Annotated in this window: 17 protein-coding genes; 10 read left to right on the plus strand and 7 right to left on the minus strand. The window is 42.4% G+C overall.

Annotated elements, in window-relative coordinates; translation table 11 throughout:
• The first annotated feature begins 76 nt into the window (after positions 1-76).
• The 4 genes from PHU20_RS08635 to PHU20_RS08650 are packed head-to-tail and all read left to right on the plus strand — an operon-like array spanning position 77 to position 3,915.
• Positions 77-1,444, plus strand: coding sequence for an MATE family efflux transporter (locus tag PHU20_RS08635; RefSeq protein WP_274824952.1), 1,368 nt, complete (start codon positions 77-79; stop codon positions 1,442-1,444).
• Positions 1,445-1,457: 13 nt separating this feature from the next.
• Positions 1,458-1,685 (plus strand): hypothetical protein, encoded by a 228-nt coding sequence (locus PHU20_RS08640; protein WP_274824953.1) that lies wholly within the window; start codon positions 1,458-1,460, stop codon positions 1,683-1,685.
• A gap of 5 nt (positions 1,686-1,690) precedes the next feature.
• Positions 1,691-2,260: a phosphatase PAP2 family protein gene (locus tag PHU20_RS08645; protein ID WP_274824954.1), complete on the plus strand. Its 570-nt coding sequence runs from the start codon at positions 1,691-1,693 to the stop codon at positions 2,258-2,260.
• Entirely contained in the window at positions 2,257-3,915 is a 1,659-nt protein-coding gene (locus PHU20_RS08650) for an ArnT family glycosyltransferase (RefSeq protein ID WP_274824955.1), read from the plus strand. Before PHU20_RS08645 ends, PHU20_RS08650 begins: the two co-directional genes overlap by 4 nt.
• On the opposite strand, the gene PHU20_RS08655 is transcribed toward PHU20_RS08650, so the two are convergent.
• From PHU20_RS08655 to PHU20_RS08670, 4 genes are all read right to left on the minus strand, one after another.
• A complete protein-coding gene (locus PHU20_RS08655; RefSeq protein ID WP_274824956.1) occupies positions 3,912-4,784 on the minus strand; it encodes a lysylphosphatidylglycerol synthase transmembrane domain-containing protein in 873 nt (290 codons plus the stop codon). The genes PHU20_RS08650 and PHU20_RS08655 overlap by 4 nt on opposite strands.
• The gene (locus PHU20_RS08660; RefSeq protein WP_274824957.1) at positions 4,777-5,724 is read right to left on the minus strand and encodes a glycosyltransferase family 2 protein; all 948 of its coding nucleotides are present in this window, start codon (positions 5,722-5,724) and stop codon (positions 4,777-4,779) included. Before PHU20_RS08660 ends, PHU20_RS08655 begins: the two co-directional genes overlap by 8 nt.
• Before the next feature lie 138 nt (positions 5,725-5,862).
• Entirely contained in the window at positions 5,863-6,426 is a 564-nt protein-coding gene (locus PHU20_RS08665) for a DUF2911 domain-containing protein (RefSeq protein ID WP_274824958.1), read from the minus strand.
• A gap of 22 nt (positions 6,427-6,448) precedes the next feature.
• Positions 6,449-7,357, minus strand: a complete 909-nt coding sequence (locus PHU20_RS08670; RefSeq protein ID WP_274824959.1) for an aldose epimerase family protein — start codon at positions 7,355-7,357, stop codon at positions 6,449-6,451.
• A 103-nt stretch (positions 7,358-7,460) separates the two neighbouring features.
• Here PHU20_RS08670 and PHU20_RS08675 point away from each other — a divergent pair, with 103 nt between their 5' ends.
• The 3 genes from PHU20_RS08675 to PHU20_RS08685 are packed head-to-tail and all read left to right on the plus strand — an operon-like array spanning position 7,461 to position 9,988.
• Positions 7,461-8,003, plus strand: coding sequence for an RNA polymerase sigma factor (locus PHU20_RS08675; protein WP_274824960.1), 543 nt, complete (start codon positions 7,461-7,463; stop codon positions 8,001-8,003).
• The gene (locus PHU20_RS08680) at positions 7,987-8,571 is read left to right on the plus strand and encodes a hypothetical protein (RefSeq protein ID WP_274824961.1); all 585 of its coding nucleotides are present in this window, start codon (positions 7,987-7,989) and stop codon (positions 8,569-8,571) included. The genes PHU20_RS08675 and PHU20_RS08680 overlap by 17 nt, the downstream gene beginning before the upstream one ends.
• Complete coding sequence (locus tag PHU20_RS08685; RefSeq protein ID WP_274824962.1) at positions 8,552-9,988, plus strand: OmpH family outer membrane protein; 1,437 nt, start codon at positions 8,552-8,554, stop codon at positions 9,986-9,988. Before PHU20_RS08680 ends, PHU20_RS08685 begins: the two co-directional genes overlap by 20 nt.
• A 156-nt stretch (positions 9,989-10,144) precedes the next feature.
• On the opposite strand, the gene msrA is transcribed toward PHU20_RS08685, so the two are convergent.
• Positions 10,145-10,822 carry a peptide-methionine (S)-S-oxide reductase MsrA gene (msrA, locus tag PHU20_RS08690; RefSeq protein ID WP_274824963.1) on the minus strand — a complete coding sequence of 226 codons (678 nt, stop codon included), beginning with the start codon at positions 10,820-10,822 and terminating at the stop codon, positions 10,145-10,147.
• 82 nt (positions 10,823-10,904) lie between these two features.
• Positions 10,905-11,624, minus strand: coding sequence for a dienelactone hydrolase family protein (locus PHU20_RS08695; RefSeq protein WP_274824964.1), 720 nt, complete (start codon positions 11,622-11,624; stop codon positions 10,905-10,907).
• Positions 11,625-11,928: 304 nt separating this feature from the next.
• Here PHU20_RS08695 and PHU20_RS08700 point away from each other — a divergent pair, with 304 nt between their 5' ends.
• Positions 11,929-12,135 carry a hypothetical protein gene (locus PHU20_RS08700; RefSeq protein WP_274824965.1) on the plus strand — a complete coding sequence of 69 codons (207 nt, stop codon included), beginning with the start codon at positions 11,929-11,931 and terminating at the stop codon, positions 12,133-12,135.
• A gap of 204 nt (positions 12,136-12,339) precedes the next feature.
• On the opposite strand, the gene PHU20_RS08705 is transcribed toward PHU20_RS08700, so the two are convergent.
• Positions 12,340-13,047: an arylesterase gene (locus tag PHU20_RS08705; RefSeq protein ID WP_274824966.1), complete on the minus strand. Its 708-nt coding sequence runs from the start codon at positions 13,045-13,047 to the stop codon at positions 12,340-12,342.
• 74 nt (positions 13,048-13,121) lie between these two features.
• Between PHU20_RS08705 and PHU20_RS08710 the strand changes: the two genes are divergently transcribed.
• Positions 13,122-13,811: an ABC transporter ATP-binding protein gene (locus PHU20_RS08710; protein ID WP_274824967.1), complete on the plus strand. Its 690-nt coding sequence runs from the start codon at positions 13,122-13,124 to the stop codon at positions 13,809-13,811.
• 50 nt (positions 13,812-13,861) lie between these two features.
• On the plus strand, positions 13,862-16,363 hold the full coding sequence (locus PHU20_RS08715) for an ABC transporter permease (RefSeq protein WP_274825179.1): 2,502 nt from the start codon (positions 13,862-13,864) through the stop codon (positions 16,361-16,363).
• Positions 16,364-16,441: the final 78 nt, after the last annotated feature.

Genomic DNA, 16,441 nt, shown 5'->3' on the forward strand with positions numbered 1-16,441 from the left:
GGGATTCGATGATCCATAAATTACCAACGTAAAAATAACAGTACAATAAACCGATAATACATAACCTTTCAGCGCCTTGTTTCAACAATATACCAAAGAATTTAGATATAACATTAGATTATCCGTTCCCGTGATACTCGGTATGTTAGGACATACTTTTGTGGCCCTTGCCGATAATATCATGGTGGGGCAATTGGGAACCGCGGAATTGGCGGCCGTTTCCTTAGGGAACAGTTTCGTGTTCATTGCAATGTCTTTGGGTATCGGTTTTTCCACTGCGATTACCCCCTTGGTGGCAGAAGCTGATGGGGGGGGCAACAAGGCCGATGCCAAAAACGCTTTAAAGCATGGACTGGTATTATGTACCGTTTTGGGATTGACTTTGTTCGGGATCATATTATTGCTTAAGCCCATAATGTATTTAATGAAGCAACCACCCGAGGTAGTAACCTTGGCCATGCCCTATCTGGATCTTGTGGCTTTTTCCTTGGTACCCTTGATCGTTTTCCAGGCCTTCAAACAGTTTTCCGAAGGGTTGTCCCAGACCAAATATCCCATGTATGCCACCGTCATTGCGAATGTGGTGAACATTGTATTGAATTATTTGTTGATATTCGGTTCTTTCGGATTCCCTAAATTGGGTATCGTAGGCGCTGCCATTGGGACGTTGGTCTCCCGATGTTTGATGGTATTGTACATCTGGTACTTATTGAAAAGGAAAAAGAAATTCCAAGATTATGTTACCGGATTCAACTTTGGGCAGATTGAGAAAAAGGTAATTCGAAAGATCATGGGTCTTGGGTTTCCATCGGCCTTGCAAATGTTATTTGAAGTGGCCATTTTCACCGCTGCGGTTTGGTTGAGTGGGGTGTTGGGTAAAAATGCACAGGCGGCCAACCAAATAGCCTTGAACCTGAGCAGTATGACCTTTATGTTCGGTACGGGACTCGGTGTTGCGGCCATGATTCGAGTGGGTAATCAAAAAGGCCTGCGTAATTTCCAGGAGCTTCGACGTATCGCCCGATCTATATTCTTGTTGACCTTAATCATCGAGATCGGCTTTGCCATATTGTTTTTATGGGGTAGACATTGGTTCCCTACAATTTATTTGGATGTTGATGATGTCCGGAATATGGCGGATAATACCGAGGTGATCCTTGTGGCGGCACAATTGTTGTTGGTGGCGGCTTTCTTTCAGATTTCCGACGGTATTCAGGTTGTGGTATTAGGGGCTTTACGTGGACTGCAAGACGTGAAGGTACCTACCTTGATCACATTTATTGCATATTGGGTCATAGGGTTCCCCATATCGTTTTATTGTGGATTGTATACGGATCTTAAGAGTGCTGGAATTTGGATAGGATTGCTTACGGGATTGAGCGCATCGGCGATTATGTTGTATCTTCGATTTAATTATTTGACCAAAAAGTTGATTGTGGATTAATTTTACTATTTATATGGAACTACCAAAATTCATTTTAGGCGATAATACCGATCTGCCCAATGCCATTTTCATCATACATACCGAGTATCCTAGGTTTATCATCAATCTAGAGGATGATGAGGTGGAGTGGTTTGAGGATTTTACCAAGGAGGATGAAAAAGAACTTGAATCGGAGGCGGAAAGTCTTATCGAAGCAGCCACCGCTTTTTACGATAGGGAAGTTTCTCGATACGAAGATTGATCCCTATGCTCGAAGAACTTGTTCAGCTCGATAAGGAACTGTTTTTATTTCTCAATGGTCTGGGAAATCCCACTTGGGATGGTTTTTGGATGTTCGTTACCAATAAATTAAGTTCAATTCCCATCTATCTTATCGTACTTGTTTTGTCGTATCGGCTTATGGGACTGCGTAAGATGTTGGTTGTATTGGTTACTGTGGCCCTATTGATTTTGGTTACCGATCAATTGGCCAATTTCTTTAAATATGGTGTACAGCGTTTAAGGCCATGTCATGATCCAGGGGTACGTCCTTTGATGCGCTTGGTCAAAGGATGGTGTGGGGGTCAATTCGGTTATTTCTCGGCCCATGCGGCCAATTCATTCGCGATTGCCACCTTTTTCACATTTTTATTAAAGCCAAAATTCAAACGCATAGGGGCGCTATTGTTCCTATGGGCCCTTTTCGTTGCCTATAGTCGTATTTATATCGGGGTACACTTTCCTTTGGATGTGTTGACCGGCATTTTAATTGGTTCGGGTTTGGGCTGGTTATTTACAAAGTTATTTATCTTTTCACTTCATAAATTTCATCTATGATTTCAAATACCCGGTATTGGTTTTTGTTGATACTTGTCGTGCTGGTGTATGTCGCTGGAATGTTCGTGACCCTTTTCGAGAATGATTCGGCCCAGTTCGCGGTGATGGCCATGCGGATGGTACAGGAAAATGATTTTATAAACCTTTTTAAGGGTCCGGCGGAATATTTGGACAAACCCCATATGCATTATTGGTTGGCGGCCTTATCGTTCAAGATTTTCGGACTGCACGATTGGGCCTACCGCATTCCCGGAATACTCGCTACCTTATTAGGGGCTTATGGATGTTTTGGATTGGGCAGATTACTTTATAATACGGAAGTAGGTAAAATTGCCGCATTGATTTTCATGAGCAGCCAAACGATTGTCTTGGGGGCCATTGATGTTCGCACCGATGCGGTATTGACGGGATTCGCTATTTTTTCCATTTGGCATTTGGCGGCCTATATTGAGAAAAACTCCCTGAAACATATGGTTCTCGGAACCTTTGGGGCGGGAATTGCTTTTTCGACCAAGGGACAAATTGCCCTTTTGGTCATTGGGTTGCCCATACTTTGTCACTTGGCCTACTCCCGAAAATGGAAAATGTTCCTGAACTGGAGGGTAATGGTCGGATTATTGGTTTTTGCCGTGGTCATTACGCCCATGTTGTATGCCTATTACCACCAATTTGATTTGCATCCGGAAAAGATCATACGGGGAAAAGGCAATAGAAGTGGAATCTTCTTTATATTTTGGGAACAGAGTTTTGAGCGCCTAAGTGGGGAAGGGGTAGGTAAGAACAGCAGTGATTACTTTTTCTTTTTCCATACGTTCCTATGGGTGTTTCTTCCCTGGACGGTAATTGGTCTTATGGCTTATGGACAAAAGGTCAAGGCGTTGATAAAATCGAAAATCAGTTACGAACCCCAGCAGGAGTTTTTGACGTTGGGAGGAATAACTTTGATCTTTATCATCATCAGTTTTGCCCAGTTTAAACTGCCCCATTACCTTAATATCACCATACCCTTGTTCGCAGTGCTTTCCGCGGGGTATTTATACGGTTTATATACCGAAAGGAAGGATAGGTTGAAAAAGGTCTTATTGGGATTCCAATATTTCATTCTGGCGGTGGTGTTCATCGCTGTGACTTTCATTTGTTTTTTCGTTTTTAAAACCGAGACCTATTACAGTTATATCTGGAAGGCCGTCTTGGGTATCTTTATCATTTACTATTGCCTGAAACATGAGAATTATTTCTATAAGATCATTACCATTGGGGCAATAAGTTCCGTTTTGTTGAATGGGGTCCTGAATACCCATTTTTATCCCTCATTATTGGAATATCAGGCAGGATCTACCATGGCAAAGACGATTCAACAAAACAATATAGCTACGGATAATATTTATAAGATTTCCGGGAACCATACTTGGGCGTTGGATTTTTACAACCGAAGACCGGTTAAGATCACCACGGTGGACGATATAAAGTATAAAAAGAATATTTGGGTATATGCCAGTGATAAGGAATTGGAGGTATTGAAAAATTCCGGTATGGATTGGGACCGACAGCTGACCGAAAAGCAATTTCGAATAACCCGATTACAAGGAAAGTTCCTGAACCCGAATACGAGAAAAAAAGTCCTTGGAAAAATGCATTTGGTACATATTCACTAAAGCGCTGTTTTCAGTTTTATCTTTTTGAAGTGATAGATGACCCCCAACAGGGATACCAATGCGGTAATCAGGAAGAAGACCATACTTATACCGATCGATGTGTTTTCGTCCAAAGCCAAAAGTGTAGCCCCATAAAAGAAGGTCACTTCGCGGCTCCCGATACCTCCGATGGTCAATGGTAGGACCGAAACGATGGATGAAATCAAGAAGATAAAGAGATAGGAAATGTTGTTCGTGTCGATTTTTAAGGCGAATAAGATAAAAACCACACAAATCAATTGACAAAGCTGTACTAAGGCAGAAAAGCCAAAAGATCGCCAAAAAATGGGCAGTACGAAATGAAAAAAGCGTTTGTTCAGAAACCAAAATACGATTACGGCCAATAGGGCCAGGATACCGATAGGTGTGTCGTAGGGGTTTAACCATGGGGTATCTAAAAGTATTCCCAAGATACAGGCGTAAATAAAAAGCAATAACAAGCCGCTTAACCTATCGAGTACCAATACCGAAACGACCTTTTTGGTACTTACCTCGAATTCTTTTTTGATAAGGTATCCTTTATAGGCATCCCCGCCGATTCCGCCGGGTAAAAAGAGATTGTAGAACATGCCCAATAGATAGAGTTGCAGATTGCTTTTTTGGGTGAGTTTTACCTGGAGTCCATGAAAATAAAGGTTGAGCCTTACCGATGCCAAGACCTTTGAACCTATAAAAAACAAGATGGCGGCCATCAGGTAAAACGGATTCGATTTCCTTACGGTTTGGACTACCTCTTTAAAATCGACCTTGGTAAATATAAAATAGATTAAAATCGCACTAATGGCAATTTTGGCTATTGTTACCAGTTTTTTACGCAACCTTTTATCCAATCGTTACTTTTTTAATTCGATAAGGCCTTTTCTTCTGTGACTCGTAATAGGTCCTGATCAGGAGTTCCATGACAATACCGATGGTAAAGACCTGAATACCTGCCAAGATGAACATTAGACCGAAGATCAATAACGGACGTGTGCCGATATCCTCTCCAAAACCGAATTTTACGATTAGGAGGTATATGTTGATGAACACGCCCAATAAGATCATCAAAAAGCCAAAGATGCCGAAAAGGTGAATGGGCCGTTGAAAATATTTTCGAATGAAAAGCAACAGCATCATGTCGGCAACGACCTTAAAGACACGTTCCAATCCGTATTTGGAAACCCCGGCATGTCGTGCATGGTGTTTTACGGGAACCTGTTTTATCTGTGCTCCTTCCAAATGGGCGAGCAAGGTTATAAAACGATGCATTTCACCGTAAAGGTTCAAATCTTTGGCAATATCCTTGGTAAAGACCTTTAAGGCACAGCCATTATCCTTAATATCGAGTTTGGTAACCCTTCGAACCAAAAAATTAGCAATCTTCGAAGGAATTTTTTTGACCAATGAATCCTTCCGTTTTTGTCGTATTCCGGTAATCACATCGTATTCCTCGTTTACGGCATAAGCCAACATTTGGGGAATATCACTGGGGTCATTTTGTAGATCGCCGTCCATGGTAATGATATATTCCCCTTCGGCATAGTCCAAACCGGCCGCCAAGGCCAAACTCTGTCCGTAATTCTTCTTGAGCTCTATAAGGTGTACCTTATCATCTTTCATGTCCTTGACCACCTTTCGGGTACCGTCCTTTGAAAAGTCGTCTATATAGATGATTTGGTATTGGTAACCAACTAGACTTTCATGGATTTTTTGGGTCAATAAGACTACATTTTCCTCTTCATTGTAAAGGGGAACAACAATTGAAAGTAATGATTCTGTGATAGGTTGCATGCCGTAAAATTATAGTGGCGCAAATTTATGCTTTTTATTAGTGAAACACTATTCCCGACATGGATCTTCAAAAAGGCAGTGAAAATGGCTGCCTTCAATCGTTGTACCGTATTTTGGGATTTAGGGATATCAGCTGCCTTATTTTTTATTGAGGGGTACTTTTATTTTGGTATGATCCCAAGAAAGCACAAGGTACAATTGCCCGTCATCCTCGAAATTTAAGGTAAGTTGTTCTTGTACGGAAGCGATTTGTCCCGAGGGCACTTCGACCGTTATGACATCGGCTTCAGGGTTTCTTGTGGTTTCTTTACCGCCACTGAGAATGGTAACGCCCCAATCGGGTATTTCACTATTGAAAATCACCTTCCAACTGGTTTCACCCGGTACGGTCCAAAAAGAATAGGAGCCGGCAGGTAGCGGTTTGTCGATGATTTTTATGGCATTTGCCGTAGCAAAGATCGTGGGCTCGTTGGCCCCGGTACGCCAGACCCTATCATAGGGGACAAGCTCCCCAAATATCACACGGTCTTTTTTAAACGGTGCGGAATAATTGATCGATAGGTCGAAGCCGTTTTGGTTGTAATTTTTCGTGACTTCCGGACTGATTTTCTTGGTCTGTTTTTTTAGGTAGGGCATGCCTACAAAAATGAACAAGGCCACCAAAGCGACCAAACTTAGGATGATCCATTTAATTTTTTTCATAATGTTTTTTGTTGGTTTTCCCCTAAGTTACTAAATCGAACTTAAAGATAGACGCATTGCGATAGGTTTCATTGGGACGCAACACGCTGCTTGGGAAATGGGGATGGTTCGGGGCATCGGGGAAATTTTGGGTCTCGAAACATATGGCTGGGAAACCTTTAGGGGTATATACGACCATTCCCCGCTGATTCGTATGGACTTCCATGGAAATACCCGATCTTTTTGAATATACCATGGCCGCAAAACTACTGTCGTCATCGGTCGCAAAAGGGGTGTCAAAACGGGTTTTTCCAATTTGACGTGCCGACTTAAAATCATATTCGGTACCCGAAACCGGGGTCAATTTTCCTGTAGGGAGCAGGTTTTTATCGGTTTCTACCTTTTTTGGGCAATTCAATTTTAAAAAATAGTGGTCAATGCTGTTTTCATTGTCCAACTTAAAATAAGAATGGTTGGTCAAATTCACCACTGTTGATAAATCGGTAGTCGCCTCATGGATAATGTAAAGCTCGTTATTCCTGATCTTATAGGTTACAGTGGCTTTTAAGTTACCAGGATAGCCTTCTTCCAGATGTTTGCTGAAATAGGATAATCGAACAAATGGTTCATCGCCATGGTTTACCTCTTCGATGGTCCAATGTTTTTTGCCAAAACCTTGATTGCCTCCGTGTAAATGAATGCCGTTGACGGTCGGTAGGGTGTAATTCTTGAAATCAAGATTAAAGCCTCCATTGGAAATACGCCCGGCATACCTTCCCACACAAGCCCCTAAAGAAGCCGTGTCACTGGGATATTGACTGGGGTAGTTGTAGCCTACGACTACATTCATATACCTTCCCTCATCGTCCTTTACCAATAATTTTTGGATAACCGCACCGTAATCGAGTACGATCAAAGTGATGAAAGGGTTGCTTATCGTAACTTGTTTCAAGAAAAATGAATTTTAAAGGGCAAAATTAACTGTTTTTGCAACATTGACCTATTATTATCGTCCTTAGGGAAACAGAACGACCAAAACAACACCGAGACCTGAAATGTTTCAAATTGATGTGGTAGAAAAATGCAAGGCCAACGACCGTAAGGCCCAAATGCAACTTTACAAACAATATTGTGAAGGGATGTTCTGTGTGGCCATGCGCTATGTGCAAGATGCCAACGATGCCGAGGATGTGATTCAAGAGGCATTCATCAAGGCTTTTCAGAAGATCCATCAATTTAAGGGTGAGGTCACTTTCGGGGCTTGGTTGAAACGGATCGTCATCAATAAGAGTATCGATTTTTTGAAAGGGAAAAAACAGCATTTGGTAGCCTTGGATGAGAATTATCTGCAGGTTTCCGATGATGATGATTGGACGGTTGACCATGGGGTCACTATAGATCATGTAAAATCGGCAATAGAAAAACTGCCGGAAAAGTATAAATATGTGGTAATGATGTTCTTGATCGAAGGGTACGACCATAAAGAAATAGCACAGGTCTTGAAACTGACCGAAACGGCAAGCAGGACCCGGTTATTACGGGGTAAAAGTTATTTAAAGGAAGTATTAAAGGAAAAGAAATATGGCACAGGATCTTAGGGGTTTGTTCGAAAAGGAAAAATGTAACGAAAAGTTCACCATGAACCATGGGCATGAAAAACGATTTGCGGATCGTTTGGCAAGTGAACTTCCCCAAAAAAGGAAATCTTCATTCTTTATCGTAAGGATTGCCGCAACCATTCTTGTTCTTATCGGAGTGATAACCTTCTTTGTTTTGGAAAGGGATAGACCGGAGATTCCGACCACTGTGGTCGATAAGCATATCCTGAAGGAGGGTAAGATCGGAATCTCTTTGGGAGACCTTTCGCCCGATTTGAAAAAAGTGGAGAGTTATTATGTGGCCAATATCAACCTGGAGTTGGCAAAATTGGATGTGTCCGTTGAAAACAGGGAGGTGGTGGATGGTTATATGGAACGTTTGGCGGATTTGAACAAGGAGTATAAAAACCTTACCGCCGAACTTAATCAAATCGGCCCCAATGATCAAACCATTTCAGCTTTGATAAAAAACCTACAGTTACGATTGCAACTGTTACAGCAATTAAAAATGAAGTTAAGGGAAGTACAATCATCAAAAAACGAAGAATATGGAACGAATGCGATTTAAATCGATTGCCTTGACCGTTTTCCTAATAACGATAGGGATGTATGGTCAGGAAAAACATAAGACCTATAATGAGGTTTTCAATGTGAATGCGGAAACCATTCTCGATATCAATACCAGTAATGTGGATATTGAATTTGAGACATGGGGAAAAAACCAGATTACCGTAGAGGCGAATATTGACCTGGAGGGGGCCACCGATGAAGAAGCGGCGGCGTATTTTGAACATAGGGGTATTGAAATCGTTGGCAATAGTGAAAAAGTATCGATTACAACAGGTAGTGAAAACGCATGGGTTTTTAAACATGCCACCGGGGGGTTGGAACATTTCAATATCTCAATACCCGATTTTGATTTTGATTTCGAAATGCCCATAATGCCAGAGGTACCTGAATTGGATTTAGCGGAGTTACACCTAGACTTGTCCGACATGCCCATGCCCCCGGTACCTGAAGTCGAATTTGACTACGAAGCGTATCAAAAAGAAGGGGAAAAATACCTGAAAAAATGGCAAAAGAAGTTTGATAAAGGTTTCGATAAGGAATATGAGGAAAAAATGGAAGCCTGGGGTGCTAAAATGGAGGCTAGGCAAGAAGCTTTGCGCAAACGTAGGGAGGAAATGATGGAGCAAAGAATGGAAGCCCAAGAAAAACGCATGGAGGCCAAGGCCGGGGCCAGGGAGAAACGTGCGGATATCATCGAGAAGAAAGCCAAGGAAATGGAAGAACGACGGGAGCAGATCTTTGAAATGCGTGAAAGGCATGAAAATGAACCCAACATTTTTTATTATTCCACTGACGGGGAGAATAAACGCTTCAAGGTGAAAAAGACCATTAAGGTCAAAATGCCAAAAAGTATCAAAATACAAATGAACGTTCGTCATGGTGCGGTCAAATTGGCCGAAACCACCAAAAACATCAATGCAAGACTATCCTATTCCACTCTTTCGGCAATGACCATAGATGGGGAAGAAACCACGATAATGACATCGTATTCGCCAGTGCAGGTAGAACGATGGAATTATGGGGCATTGCAAACTTCGTATTCCGAAAAAGTCGATTTGAACGAAGTGCTTGACTTAAGGTTGAGTGCCACCTCTTCCGATGTTACGATCCATCGCCTTTTGGAAAGCGCAATAATAGACAATAAAATGGGGCCGCTGAAAATCAATTCCGTTTCGGACGGATTTAGGGATATCGATATATCGCTTCAAAATGCCGAAATGACCTGCAACCTACCGGAAACCGATTTTGTCATTGCGGTGAAAAGCAACCTGTCCAAGGTAGCATATCCCCAAAACCTGGAGCTGCAAACAACAAAACAAAATAATACCGTGTTATACAAAGGTTTTCAAGGCGACGGCAGTAGTTCCCGATCCATCAATATCAATTCAAAATATAGCGATGTCGTCTTGAAATAGAAATATGGCCCATATCCCCTAGAACATCACTTCAATACCGGGAATCAGTAGTCAGTACTACATCACATAAGGGTATTACCGATAGTACCGGTTGACCTGAGGGAGTTTGATCGGAATTCATTTTCCCCGTTTTCACAGCTTCCCGTACGGGTACATTCAATGGCCTCCTTTTTTCAATAATTCAGGATATTTGGCTTTAAACCTGTTGTATCTTGGAATGGAGATGTTGATAATGTAGGGATTGTTCGGATTCAATTTTTCATAATCCTGATGATAATCCTCGGCATCATGGAATGTTGTAAATTTTTGGACTTGGGTAACTATCGGGTCCCGATAGACTTTATCTTTTTCCAATTGCTTCATGTAATCTTCAATGATCTTTTTTTCGGCTGCATTGGAATAAAATGCAATGGATCGGTATTGGGCACCATGATCAGGGCCTTGACGGTTAAGGGTGGTAGGGTCATGGGATCCAAAGAAAACCTTTACCAAGGTTGTAAAATCGACCTCTTTGGGGTCATAATACACCTTTACAGCTTCTGCATGGGAGGTGAGTCCCCGAGCTACCTGTTCATAAGTTGGGTTTGTTTCCGTACCTCCGGCGTAACCTGAAATCACTTCCTTGACACCGATCACATCCTCATAAATGGCCTCGACACACCAAAAACAACCACTGGCAAAATAAGCGACTTTGTAATCTTGCAATTCACTGGGAGCAATTTTAGTGGTCGGTTCGATAGGGGAATCGGTCGATACTTGTTTCCCGTTCTTTACTTTGGATTCGCAATTCAAAGAGAGCAATAGTGTAAATGCCAAAAAGATTGATTTATGCATGAAAGTTGTTTTTATGGATTTAGTAGACTTATTTGATCTTAACTTACAAGTTGAATGATAAAACACCTATGCCGGGTAGGGGTCAATCAAAGATTTCCTTAAGAAAATAGCACATTGAATGCCAAGAGCGCTTATTTGAACGAGGTTCAAAAAACAATCCCTTGTCTCGAAATTTAGCTTTGGGGTTGGTGAAGGCGTGTCCGGCATGCCCGTATATATTTACGTTCCAATCGGCATTATATTGGTTCATTTCATGGGCAAGCTTAACCATGGCATCGGGTAAGGCCATGGGGTCTTCCCAACCGTGAAGCACAAGTACCGCACTTTTGATTTCTTTCTTGGGATGTGGGGTTGGAGGGTCCAATAAGCCATGAAAACTCACCACTCCCTTAATGTCGGCTCCTGATCGGGCAAGATCCAAAACACATTTCCCACCAAAACAAAATCCAATGGCCCCGATTTTCATGGCATTCACCGCTTTGTGCTTTTTCAAAGTTTCCACGGCCAATACCATACGCGATAGTAATAACGGCCGATCATGGTCCAGGACGTCCATGAGTTTTTGTGCCTCTTCAGGATGGTTGGCCCTAAGCCCTTTCCCATAATTGTCAATGGCAAATCCTACATAGCCTAATTTGGCTAATTCAGTGGCTTTGTCCACCTCAAATTCCGATTGTCCACTCCACATATGGGAGACTAAAATACCCGGTTTTTGTCCGGTGTGGGAGTCATCCCAAACCACAACGCCCTCAAATTGTTTTTTTGAAGCGTCCTCATAAATGATTTTCTCTTTAATGATCATGGTTCTGCGCTTTTTGCTTCAAGAATACGAAGTTTTTCCATTGCTGTAAATTTCTAAATAATTGGGTATTCTTCTAAAATTAGGGCCCTTTAATAGGATTTTCGGAACCGATTATGTTATAACTATCTTAAAATTATGATAAATGCGGCTATTGTTGATGAATAATTAATAACTATTTTGGTAATTGCGATGCTTTAGCTATTTTTTGCTGTAGGTTCGGCTTTTGTTTTACGACTTCTATACTACGGTAGCATTGGAATGGAAAAAGAGAACACTTACATTAACTTAGAATAGAATTAATATTATGGGAAGACCGGCAACGAAACCGACTGAATTAAGGGACGGATTTTATATAGAAATCAGGAATAGAGGTTCCAAGACAGGAGTGAAAATCCGACGCGATACCAAGGAACAAATGCTTATGGCCATCGATGAGTATGAAGCCACCAAGGATGTCGTTGTTATTGGCGAGGTAAGTAAAGGGAAGATTTTGGATAATGTGGTAAAATAATTTGCCATTACCATCCGCTACTTTGGGTTTTTTTAAATCCGATTCCACAACTTTTCAAGAGGATTGCTTAAAGCGATAATCCCAATTAATACACAATTTTCATATAAACCCATGCTTTTGGTGCTTGGATGTTCTTCGGACAGTTTCAGTACTGAATGGTTATGGTTGCCATTGCCCTGAAAAAGGGGGTTGGCTATGTGCACCTTAATGGCGACTGTTTTCATCGATGATCATCAGTGGCCGCAAGGTCTCCCATATCGTATTCGCTATGATCTGGTGCCCTTCCTTTGTAGGGTGTATGCCATCTTCTTGGTTCAAGGCAGGAATCCCGGCAACATCCTTTAGTAAAAAGGGAATGAGGCCGGTATCGTTTTTCTCTGCCAATTCAGGAAAAATATTCTTGAATTCCGTGGTATAGGCTTCTCCCATATTCGGGGGGATCTGCATCCCTGCCAATACTATTTCCGCATTGGGATTTTTGGAGCGTACGTAATCAATGATAAATTGTAGGTTATTTCGAGTTTCGGATAAAGGAATGCCCCTTAAGCCATCATTGGCGCCAAGTTCCAATACGAAAATGTCCACTTTCTGGTTTAGGACCCAATCCAATCTATTCCTGCCGCTGGCGGTAGTCTCTCCGCTAAGGCCGGCGTTGATGACTTTATAGGCCATTTGCAGGGTGTCCAGTTTGTCCTGTATCAATGCGGGGAAGGCCTCATTAGGATCTAATCCCATGCCCGCCGTTAGACTATTGCCGAAGAATACAATGACCTTACTTTCAGTACTTTTAAGGGTGTTGGTTTGTGTGTTTGTCGCATCCGGACTTTCGGTTCCTTGTCTGGACTTGTTTTCGCCACAGGAAAAGGATAGGAACAGAATGAAAAAATAACTAAACTTTATGAGGGTCTTCATGATGCAATGGGTATTATTCAAATCCATTTTCTTATTTTGTCCCTTTCAAAGCAAGGGATTCCTATTAGCGTACTATGACAAAGATATTAAACGTTCGTAACCTAAAGAAAACTTATAATAATGGAGCGAATACCATCACCGTTTTGGATGGTATTTCCTTTGAAATCGAGAAAGGGGAAACCTTTGCCATAGTAGGTCCTTCCGGTAGTGGTAAGACCACTTTGTTGGGGCTATGTGCAGGATTGGATCAACCTGAAAATGGTAGTATTGAACTCTGTGGTGTTGAATTGGGTGCATTGGATGAAGACGAACGGGCGGTACTTCGAAACAGGAATGTCGGATTCATTTTTCAGGATTTTCAATTACTTCCCACTTTAACCGCATTGGAGAATGTTAGTGTACCCTTGGAATTACAGGGTTCTAAAAATGCCGGTAGGGTGGCCAAGGAACTGTTGGATAAGGTCGGATTGGCCAAACGTTATCATCATTATCCTTCCCAATTGTCCGGAGGGGAACAACAACGGGTAGCCCTAGCGCGGGCCTTTAGCAATAACCCCTCGATTCTTTTCGCGGATGAACCTACGGGGAACCTTGATGATGAGACCGGGGAAAAAGTTATACAATTGCTCTTTGAATTGAATAAGGATGCGGGGACCACCTTGGTCATAGTCACCCATGACCTTGATTTGGCCAAACGAAATAACCGTATTTTAAGATTGAAAGGCGGGAAGATTATTGCGAACGAAAAGACCGTACAATCTTGAAGGATCAAAGGGATTATAGGAAAACGACCCGGATAGGATGGCTTCTCAAGATGGCATGGCGGGATGGCAAGGCCAGTAGTAGAAGATTGGTGCTTTTTATGGCATCGATTGTCCTGGGTATCGCCGCCGTGGTATCGATACAATCTTTCAGTGATAATCTCCAACGAAATATTACCACCCAATCCAAAGAACTCATGGGGGCCGACTATCTTATCGATAGCAATGATTTGCCCAATGGCAAAGTGCAGGCGATCATCGATTCTTTGGGGGGTGAAGCGGGCAGGGAAGTCAAATTTGCTTCAATGGCCACCTTTTCGAAAGGTAAAGCGACCAAATTGGTCCAGATTAGGGGTATTGAAGGGGATTACCCGTTATATGGTACCTTGGAAACAGAACCGGTCAAGGTTGCGAACGATTACCAAGAGGAGGGTGCGGCACTGGTCGATGCTACCCTAATGCTTCAGTTCGATCTTCACCCTGGGGACAGTGTCAAGGTAGGGAATTTGACCTTCCCAATAGCCGGGGCCTTACTATCGGCACCTGGGAGTTCCGCAATTTCAAGCACGGTTGCACCGCCCATTATCATTCCGTTTCGCTTTGTTGAGGAAACGGGCTTACTGCAAAAAGGGAGCAGGATCGAGTACGATTATTATTTCCTTGCTGATGGGAAGACTGATTTAGAAGAATTGAATAAGGTGGTAGACCCCTTGCTAGATGCCCAGAATGCGGATTTGGATACCCATATCGATACAAGTCGACGATTGGGTAGACGCTATGAAAATATGGGCAAATTCCTGAATATGGTGGCATTTATCGCACTGCTGTTGGGTTGTTTGGGTATTGCCAGTTCGGTGCACATTTATATCAAGGAAAAATTGCGGGCTTTGGCCATACTTAAATGTTTAGGGGCGACGGGAAAGCAGACCTTTTTGATCTATCTGATACAGATTGCGGGAATGGGTTTTGTGGGCGGACTTCTAGGTACGGCATTGGGGATAGGGTTGCAATTTGTTTTTCCCATGTTCCTCCAAGATTTCCTGCCTTTTGAAATAGAGATCTCCCTAGCGTTAAAACCCATACTTACGGGGTTGTTCTTGGGGATCTTTATGTCGGTTTTATTTGCCCTTTCCCCTTTATTGGTTACCTGGTATGTTTCCCCATTGGTCGTTTTACGGATCGGGGAGGTAGACAATTCCAAATCCGTAAAAGCCATGGCGATAGTGGGTATGGTCATCCTTATTTCCGTGTTGTTCCTTGCATATGGACTTTTACAGCGTTGGACCTATGCCTTGGCGTTCGTACTGGGTATTGTTTTGACCTTTGGGATCTTGGCCGGTTTTGCAAAGTTGTCGATGGGATTGATAAAAAAATACTTTCCCTTATCATGGGGTTTTACGGCCCGCCAAAGCTTGTTGAATTTATTTAGGCCCAACAACCAGACCATGGTCTTGATTTTGGCGATAGGGGTGGGGTCTTTTTTGGTAAGCACCTTATATTTTACCAAGGAAATTTTATTGTCGAAGACCACATTGGAAAATAGATCGGGGAATCCGAATATCATATTGTTCGATGTACAGACCGAACAGAAAGATGAGGTTGCAAACAGTATAACCTCGAGAGATCTGCGGCTCATAGATAATATCCCGATCGTTACCATGAGGGTCCAAAGTATCAACGGTAGGCCCGTGAACGATATTCGATTGGATAGTACGTCCCAGGTACACCAATGGATTTTGAACCACGAGTTTCGGGTAACCTATCGTGATTCCCTTATGGCCTCCGAACAATTGCTTGAGGGCGAGTGGATGCCGAAGATGCACAGCGAGGGGCCCATACCCATATCCATATCGGACAATGTCGCCAGGGATGCCAAAGTAGGTGTCGGTGATACCTTGGAATTCAATGTACAGGGGGTGTTGATGGAAACGGTAGTAGGGAATATCCGTGCTGTCGACTGGGGACAAATGCAATTGAACTTTTCCATTGTTTTTCCTAAAGGGGTGTTGGAAAATGCACCCCAATTTCATGTGCTGACCACCAATGTGCCCGATACCGAAGGTTCGGCTAGGTTGCAAAAGGAAATGGTAAGTAGGTTCCCGAATGTTTCCATTATCGATCTACGTCAGGTCATTGGGGTCATTGAAGGTATATTGGACAAGATTTCTTGGGCCATAAACTTTATGGCGTTTTTTAGCATCCTCACAGGGGTCATTGTTTTGATAGGGGCTGTGCGCAACAGTAAGTATCAAAGAATTAGGGATAATGTATTATTACGTACGTTAGGGGCCCGAAGTATTCAAATACTTAGGATTACCGCTTTGGAGTATTTGTATTTAGGCCTATTGGGTAGTGGAATCGGCATAGTACTTTCCTTATTGGGGAGTGGACTCATGGCGGTATTTGTTTTTGAAACCCCTTTTATTCCTACTATGGAACCTTTCCTTGTTCTTGTTCCCGGTATTACCTTATTGGTTTTAAGCATTGGGTTATTCAACAGTAGGGGGGTCATTAGTAGTCCTCCATTACAGGTGTTGCGTAAGGAAGTTCGTTGAAAGGTGACGATAAATCGGATTTCGAAAAATAATAGCCTCTTTATCTGATAAAATGATAAAAAGCGGGATTTAATGACC

It is taken from the genome of Maribacter polysaccharolyticus, assembly GCF_028882255.1.
GTDB lineage: Bacteria > Bacteroidota > Bacteroidia > Flavobacteriales > Flavobacteriaceae > Maribacter_A > Maribacter_A polysaccharolyticus.